At 58.2% G+C, this 6,710-nt stretch carries 8 protein-coding genes; 3 read left to right on the top strand and 5 right to left on the bottom strand.

Annotation, left to right across the window (positions count from 1 at the left end; genetic code table 11):
• Positions 1–299: 299 nt before the first annotated feature.
• On the bottom strand, positions 300–1,037 hold the full coding sequence (gene tonB, locus RTP97_RS15825) for a TonB system transport protein TonB (protein WP_312210109.1): 738 nt from the start codon (positions 1,035–1,037) through the stop codon (positions 300–302).
• A gap of 223 nt (positions 1,038–1,260) precedes the next feature.
• Here tonB and RTP97_RS15820 point away from each other — a divergent pair, with 223 nt between their 5' ends.
• Positions 1,261–1,557 (top strand): YciI family protein, encoded by a 297-nt coding sequence (locus RTP97_RS15820; protein WP_312209502.1) that lies wholly within the window; start codon positions 1,261–1,263, stop codon positions 1,555–1,557.
• Positions 1,558–1,598: 41 nt separating this feature from the next.
• On the opposite strand, the gene RTP97_RS15815 is transcribed toward RTP97_RS15820, so the two are convergent.
• The gene (locus tag RTP97_RS15815; RefSeq protein WP_312415337.1) at positions 1,599–1,772 is read right to left on the bottom strand and encodes a YciY family protein; all 174 of its coding nucleotides are present in this window, start codon (positions 1,770–1,772) and stop codon (positions 1,599–1,601) included.
• Positions 1,773–1,915: 143 nt separating this feature from the next.
• Between RTP97_RS15815 and cls the strand changes: the two genes are divergently transcribed.
• A complete protein-coding gene (gene cls / locus RTP97_RS15810; RefSeq protein ID WP_312415334.1) occupies positions 1,916–3,376 on the top strand; it encodes a cardiolipin synthase in 1,461 nt (486 codons plus the stop codon).
• A gap of 35 nt (positions 3,377–3,411) precedes the next feature.
• Positions 3,412–3,741: an HI1450 family dsDNA-mimic protein gene (locus RTP97_RS15805; protein ID WP_042394392.1), complete on the top strand. Its 330-nt coding sequence runs from the start codon at positions 3,412–3,414 to the stop codon at positions 3,739–3,741.
• Between the two features lie 33 nt (positions 3,742–3,774).
• Here the strand turns inward: RTP97_RS15805 and oppF are convergent, their stop codons facing one another.
• The 3 genes from oppF to oppC are packed head-to-tail and all read right to left on the bottom strand — an operon-like array spanning position 3,775 to position 6,710.
• A complete protein-coding gene (gene oppF, locus RTP97_RS15800; protein ID WP_312415332.1) occupies positions 3,775–4,779 on the bottom strand; it encodes a murein tripeptide/oligopeptide ABC transporter ATP binding protein OppF in 1,005 nt (334 codons plus the stop codon).
• Positions 4,776–5,789, bottom strand: a complete 1,014-nt coding sequence (locus RTP97_RS15795) for an ABC transporter ATP-binding protein (protein ID WP_312415331.1) — start codon at positions 5,787–5,789, stop codon at positions 4,776–4,778. Before RTP97_RS15795 ends, oppF begins: the two co-directional genes overlap by 4 nt.
• 12 nt (positions 5,790–5,801) lie before the next feature.
• Positions 5,802–6,710: an oligopeptide ABC transporter permease OppC gene (oppC, locus tag RTP97_RS15790; RefSeq protein ID WP_312209494.1), complete on the bottom strand. Its 909-nt coding sequence runs from the start codon at positions 6,708–6,710 to the stop codon at positions 5,802–5,804.

Genomic DNA, 6,710 nt, shown 5'->3' with positions numbered 1-6,710 from the left:
GGACGCCAGGGAGGGCGGCCAGAGGCGAAACGAGACAGGACGTCGAGTCGAGCCGACCGTCGGTCAGCCGGGCGGGAGGTGAGCGCAGTGCGCAGCACCGGTTTCCCCGCGGGGCCGCGGGGATCGATAAGGGGGCCGCGGTGGCCCCCTTATCCCGTTCACGTGTGACGACCGTTATATGTTCTGCCCTCCATGAGGTGAACGGAACACATATACCAGAGTCACATATTTCTCTTCTTCAGCTTAACTGATAAGCATTATCCGAATGGAGGCTTTTTTATAACGTTCACGGTTGCCGCTTAGTCCACGGACGCCCCGCCGTTAAGGCGGAAGACGATATTCACAACCAGACCTGAACCGGGTTTGCCCGCTTCGTAGCGCCATTTACGCATCGCCGATTTCACCTCGCGCTCAAACATATTTGACGGCTGGGCAGAGAGGATCTGCACGTTCTCCACGCGACCGTCGGCGGTAACATCAAACTTCACGCGCACGCGGCCTTCAATGCGCAGCGCCTGGGCGCGGGCTGGATACTGCGGCTGGTTACGCGCCAACGCACGTGGGCCTGTCGGCGCAGACGTCACCGGCTTGCTGGTAGCAGGCGCGGAACTGGTCAGCGGGCGCGACGGCGCGGTATTAGTCAGCGGTGCGGTCGGACGCGTCTCGACCGGGCGGACCTCACGCTTCGGCTGCTCAACCTTCTTCTCGACCTTTTTCTCTGGCTTCGGTTTTGGCTTCGGCTTGGGCTTCGGTTTTGGCTTTTCAATCACCACCGGCGCCTCTTTTGGCGGCTCAGGGATCGGCTCCGGCTCCGGCTCCGGCTCAGGCTCTACCACCGGCTCGGGGGGCGGCTGTACAACCTGAGGCGGCTCCAGCTCGGCAGGCGTGACCATAGTGACGGCAATGGGCTGCGCGGGTGCGGGCAGTTCAATAACCTGATGTACTGACGTGTAGAGCAGGCCCGCCACGACAGCACCATGAATACCAACGGACAGCAGTGTCGGCCAGGGAAAGCGGCGAGGTAGATCAAGGGTCATTGCAGTCATAATCGTTTCAGTTGAAAAGCCAGGCCCTGATTTTAAATGCAAATAGCAATCATATTCAATAAGCCATGGCATCTATCGCTCATTTTAGCCGTTGCGGACAATTTTTCTGATCCAGCTTTGGCTTTTCAGGATGCATAAAATCATGAGGGTAGCGTGCAGCCTGCAAGGTGTGTTAGCGTCCCGGAGTCATTTTATCATTTAAGGAACTCTACTCGTGCTTTATGTGATTTACGCTGAAGATATTGCCAATTCACTTGAAAAACGCCTCTCGGTGCGTCCAGCGCACCTGGCGCGTCTGCAGCTGCTGAGCGACGAGGGCCGCCTGCTGACGGCGGGTCCGATGCCTGCGGTAGACAGTAACGATCCGGGCGCGGCGGGTTTTAGCGGTTCAACGGTCATTGCTGAATTTGAGTCGTTGGACGAGGCGAAAGCCTGGGCAGAAGCCGATCCTTACGTGGCGGCGGGTGTTTACCAGAACGTGTCGGTTAAACCGTACAAGAAAGTGTTTTAAGTTTTAACGCTGAGGGCACCAGAACGTGCCCTCAGACAATCTCAGTACTCGGCGATGGCAAACAGCAACGAATTACGTTGGCGGTTTAGCATGCACTTTCTGATTGAGTGGATGCGCATATTACGACGCGACTGGCCTTCCAACCAGCGGGCTTTGCGTCGATTCGCCTGGCGAAGCATCCGCCAGCGCCCCACTTCCGTTCTACTACGCTTCATGACAGTAGCTCTGATAATAATGAAGGTTTCATTATAGACCCTCGCCGACGCGGCACCAGCGCTTTCTCTGCCGTTTTTATTTGCCAGATGGATGCTTATGCGTACACTCAGTGTATGGCGCTCTAAAAAGGATTTTTTTAACTATGACAACCTTCTACACCGTCGTGAGTTGGCTGGTCATTTTGGGATACTGGCTGCTGATTGCCGGGGTAACATTACGTATCCTGATGAAGCGCCGCGCCGTTCCCTCGGCCATGGCCTGGCTGTTAATCATCTATATTCTGCCGCTGGTGGGGATCATCGCTTACCTCTCGTTTGGCGAGCTTCATCTCGGCAAGCGGCGGGCCGAGCGCGCCCGCGCGATGTGGCCCTCCACCGCCAAGTGGCTCCACGATCTTAAAGCCTGCAAGCATATCTTTGCCGAAGAGAATAGCCCGGTGGCCGCCTCGCTGTTTCAACTCTGCGAGCGCCGCCAGGGTATTGCTGGCGTGAAGGGTAACCAGCTTCAGCTCCTGACCTCCTCGGACGATGTGATGCAGGCGCTGATCCGCGATATTCAGCTTGCCCGCCACAATATCGAGATGGTGTTCTATATCTGGCATCCCGGCGGAATGGCGGATCAGGTGGCCGAGTCGCTGATGGCGGCGGCTCGGCGCGGCGTTCACTGCCGTTTGATGCTCGACTCGGCAGGCAGCGTTAACTACTTCCGCAGCCCGTGGGTGACGATGATGCGCAACGCGGGCATCGAGGTCGTGGAGGCGCTGAAGGTTAACCTGATGCGTGTTTTCCTGCGCCGGATGGACCTGCGCCAGCACCGTAAAATGGTGATGATTGATAACTATATCGCCTACACCGGCAGCATGAACCTGGTGGATCCGCGCTTTTTCAAACAGGATGCCGGTGTCGGTCAGTGGGTGGATCTGATGGCGCGCATGGAGGGGCCGATCGCCACCTCGATGGGGGTAGTCTACTCCTGCGACTGGGAGATCGAGACCGGTAAACGCATCCTCCCCCCGCCGCCGGACGGCAATATCATGCCGTTTGAGCAGGCCAGCGGCCACACGATCCACACGATCGCCTCCGGTCCCGGCTTTCCGGAAGATCTGATCCACCAGGCGCTGCTGACCGCCGTCTACGCCTCGCGGGAATATCTGATCATGACGACGCCCTACTTTGTGCCGAGTGACGATCTGCTGCACGCCATCTGTACCGCCGCCCAGCGCGGCGTGGACGTGAGCATTATTCTGCCGCGCAAGAACGACTCACTGCTGGTCGGCTGGGCCAGCCGGGCCTTCTTCAGCGAGCTGCTGGCGGCCGGAGTGAAAATTTATCAGTTCGAGGGCGGCCTGCTGCATACTAAAAGCGTGCTGGTGGACGGCGAGCTGAGCCTCGTGGGTACAGTGAACCTCGATATGCGCAGCCTGTGGCTCAACTTTGAGATTACGCTGGTCATTGATGACGCCGGTTTCGGCGGCGATCTGGCAGCGGTGCAGGATGACTATATCTCCCGCTCCCGGCTGCTGGACGTAAAGCGCTGGTTGAAACGTCCGCTATGGCAGCGGATCGTCGAGCGACTGTTTTACTTCTTTAGTCCGTTGCTGTAAAACGTGCCCATCAGCGGTTAAACCAGGGTGTTACTATGGAAATGGATCTGAACAATCGCCTGACTGAAGATGAAACGCTTGAGCAGGCCTACGATATTTTTCTTGAGCTGGCGATGGATAATCTCGATCCGGCAGACGTGATTCTTTTTAATTTGCAGTTTGAAGAGCGCGGCGGTGCGGAGCTGTTCGATCCGGCCGAGGACTGGCAGGAACATGTCGATTACGATCTGAACCCCGACTTCTTTTCAGAAGTGGTTATCGGCCTGGCAGATACCGACGGCGGTGAGATCAACGACATCTTTGCCCGCGTGCTGCTTTGCCGCGAAAAAGATCACAAGATTTGCCACATCCTGTGGCGTGAGTAAAAAAAGGGCTGGTATTGTGCCAGCCCTTTTTATTTATAACGGGTCAACCTTAAGACAGGAAACGGCGTGGCGGAAGCTGCCCTCCAGCACCGGACGCGTCTGCGCGCACTCCGGTCCAGCAATCGGACAGCGGGTGCGGAACACGCAGCCTGACGGCGGGTTAATCGGCGATGGCAACTCCCCCTCCAGCAGCTGGATCTGCTTGTTCTTCTCCAGATCGGGATCGGGAACCGGCACGGCCGACATCAGCGCTTTGGTGTAGGGGTGCAGCGGATTGTTGTAGACCTCATCATAGGTTCCCAACTCTACCGCGTGGCCCAGATACATCACCAGCACGCGGTCGGAGATGTGTTTCACCACCGCCAGGTCATGGGCGATAAAGATCAGCGACAGGCCCATCTCCCGCTGCAATTTTTGCAGCAGGTTAACCACCTGCGCCTGGATTGACACATCCAGCGCGGAGACCGGTTCGTCGCAGATGATCAGCTTCGGCTCAAGGATCAGCGCCCGGGCAATGCCGATACGCTGGCACTGGCCGCCGGAGAATTCATGCGGGTAGCGGTTGATCAGGTTGGGCAGCAGGCCGACCTTCATCATCATCGCCTTAACGCGGTCGCGTACTTCCTGGCGCGGCATATTCGGATGGTAGGTGCGCAGCGGCTCGGCAATGATATCGCCGATATTCATTCGCGGGTTCAGCGACGCCAGCGGATCCTGGAAAATCATCTGGATATCGCTGCGCACGTCGCGCCACTCGTCCGGCTTCATCCCCAGCAGATCTTTACCCAGCCAGGCGACTTTACCGTCAGTGGCCTTCACCAGGCCGATAATGGCCCGGGCAAAGGTCGATTTACCGCAGCCGGACTCGCCTACTACGCCAAGGGTCTCCCCTTCGTAGAGGCGCAGCGTGACGCCGTCTACCGCCTTCAGGGTTTTGGCGGGCTGCCAGAACCACTGCTTGCCGTCTTTGATATCGAAATGCACTTTCAGGTCAGCAATTTCGAGCAAAACCTTTCTCTCTTCGGTCTGGATAGTCATACCAGCTCCTCCACCGGCTTAAAGCAGGCGCGCAGGCGGCCTGGGGCAAACTCCTCCAGCGGCGGAGCCGTGTTACAAATTTCCATCGCGTGCGGGCAGCGCGGCTGGAACGGGCAGCCTTTCGGCAACCGCAGCAGGTTTGGCGGGTTACCTGGGATCGTCAGCAGAGACTCCCCTTCCGCATCCAGGCGCGGTACGGCATTCAGCAGGCCGATGGAGTACGGGTGCGCAGGCTGATAGAAGACGTTGCGCGCGGCACCGTACTCCATGGTGCGGCCCGCATACATCACCAGCACCTTATCGCAGATGCCCGCAACGACGCCAAGGTCATGGGTGATCATAATGATGGCGGTATTAAACTCGCGCTTCAGCTCGTTGAGCAGGGTCATGATCTGCGCCTGCACGGTCACGTCCAGCGCCGTGGTTGGCTCATCGGCGATCAGCAGCTTCGGACGGCACAGCAGCGCCATGGCGATCATCACGCGCTGGCGCATCCCGCCGGAGAACTCATGCGGATACATGCGCATGCGCTTACGCGCTTCCGGCATTTTTACCGCATCGAGCATTTTCACCGACTCTTCAAAGGCTTCGGCTTTACCCATGCCTTTGTGCAGCATCAGCACTTCCATCAGCTGCTCGCCGACGCGCATGTACGGGTTCAGCGAAGTCATCGGATCCTGGAATATCATCGAGATCTGTTCGGCACGCAGCCTGTTCAGCTCGCGCTCCGGCAGGTTGAGGATCTCTCTGCCGTTGAATTTTGCCGAGCCGCCGATAACGCCGTTGGCGGCCAGCAGGCCCATCAGCGCAAAGGCAGTTTGCGATTTACCAGAGCCGGATTCGCCAACGATCCCGAGGGTCTCCCCTGCGCTCAGGCTAAAGTTCAGGTCATTAACCGCCGTCACGTCTCCGTCCGGCGTTTTAAAGGTGACCCGCAGGTCGTTGACATCCAGCAGAACGTTAGATTGCTGCTGCGTCACCGTCGACGCTGAGGTTTCAATGATGCTCATTAACAGCACTCCTTAACGATCTTTCGGGTCGAGGGCATCACGCAGGCCATCGCCGATAAAGTTAAAACAGAACAGGGTGACGACTAAGAATACCGCCGGGAAGAGCAGCAGCCACGGCGATACTTCCATTGAGTTTGCGCCATCGCTGAGCAACGCGCCCCAGCTGCTGAGCGGCTCCTGGGTACCGAGACCAAGGAAGCTCAGGAAGGATTCGAACAGGATCATGCTCGGGACCAGCAGCGAGGCATAGACCACCACCACGCCCAGCACGTTCGGCACGATATGGCGCACCACAATGCTGGCCGTCGATACGCCGCCAACCTGCGCCGCTTCAATAAACTCTTTGCGCTTCAGGCTCAGCGTCTGGCCGCGCACGATACGCGCCATGTCGAGCCAGGAGACCATGCCGATGGCGACAAAGATCAGCAGGATATTTTGACCAAAGAAGGTCACCAGCAGGATCACAAAGAACATGAACGGGAAGGAGTTGAGGATCTCCAGCAGACGCATCATCACCGAGTCGACTTTGCCGCCGAGATAGCCGGAGAGCGACCCGTAGAGCGTGCCGACAATAACCGCCACCAGCGCGGCGGCGATGCCTACCATCAGGGAGATGCGGCCGCCGATCGCGACGCGCACCAGCAGGTCGCGGCCCGAGGAGTCCGTGCCGAAGTAGTGGCCAGACTCCATATCCGGCGCGTTGGACATCATACCCCAGTCGGTATCGAAATAGGTAAACTGCGACAGCAGCGGGGCAAAGGCGACGAACAGCGCGATCAGCACCAGCACCGCAAGGCTGGTTACCGCCGCGCGGTTATGCATAAAGCGACGGCGCGCGTCCTGCCACAGGCTACGCCCCTCGACTTCCAGTTTCTCACTGAAGTTTTCCAGCGCCTCGCTGTTTTTCTTGCTTAACATCAT

The sequence above is a fragment of the Pseudescherichia sp. genome, assembly GCF_031998825.1.
Lineage (GTDB): Bacteria > Pseudomonadota > Gammaproteobacteria > Enterobacterales > Enterobacteriaceae > Pseudescherichia.
The sequence above is the reverse complement of the archived record's forward strand: the minus strand, read 5'-3'. Positions and strand labels throughout refer to the sequence as shown.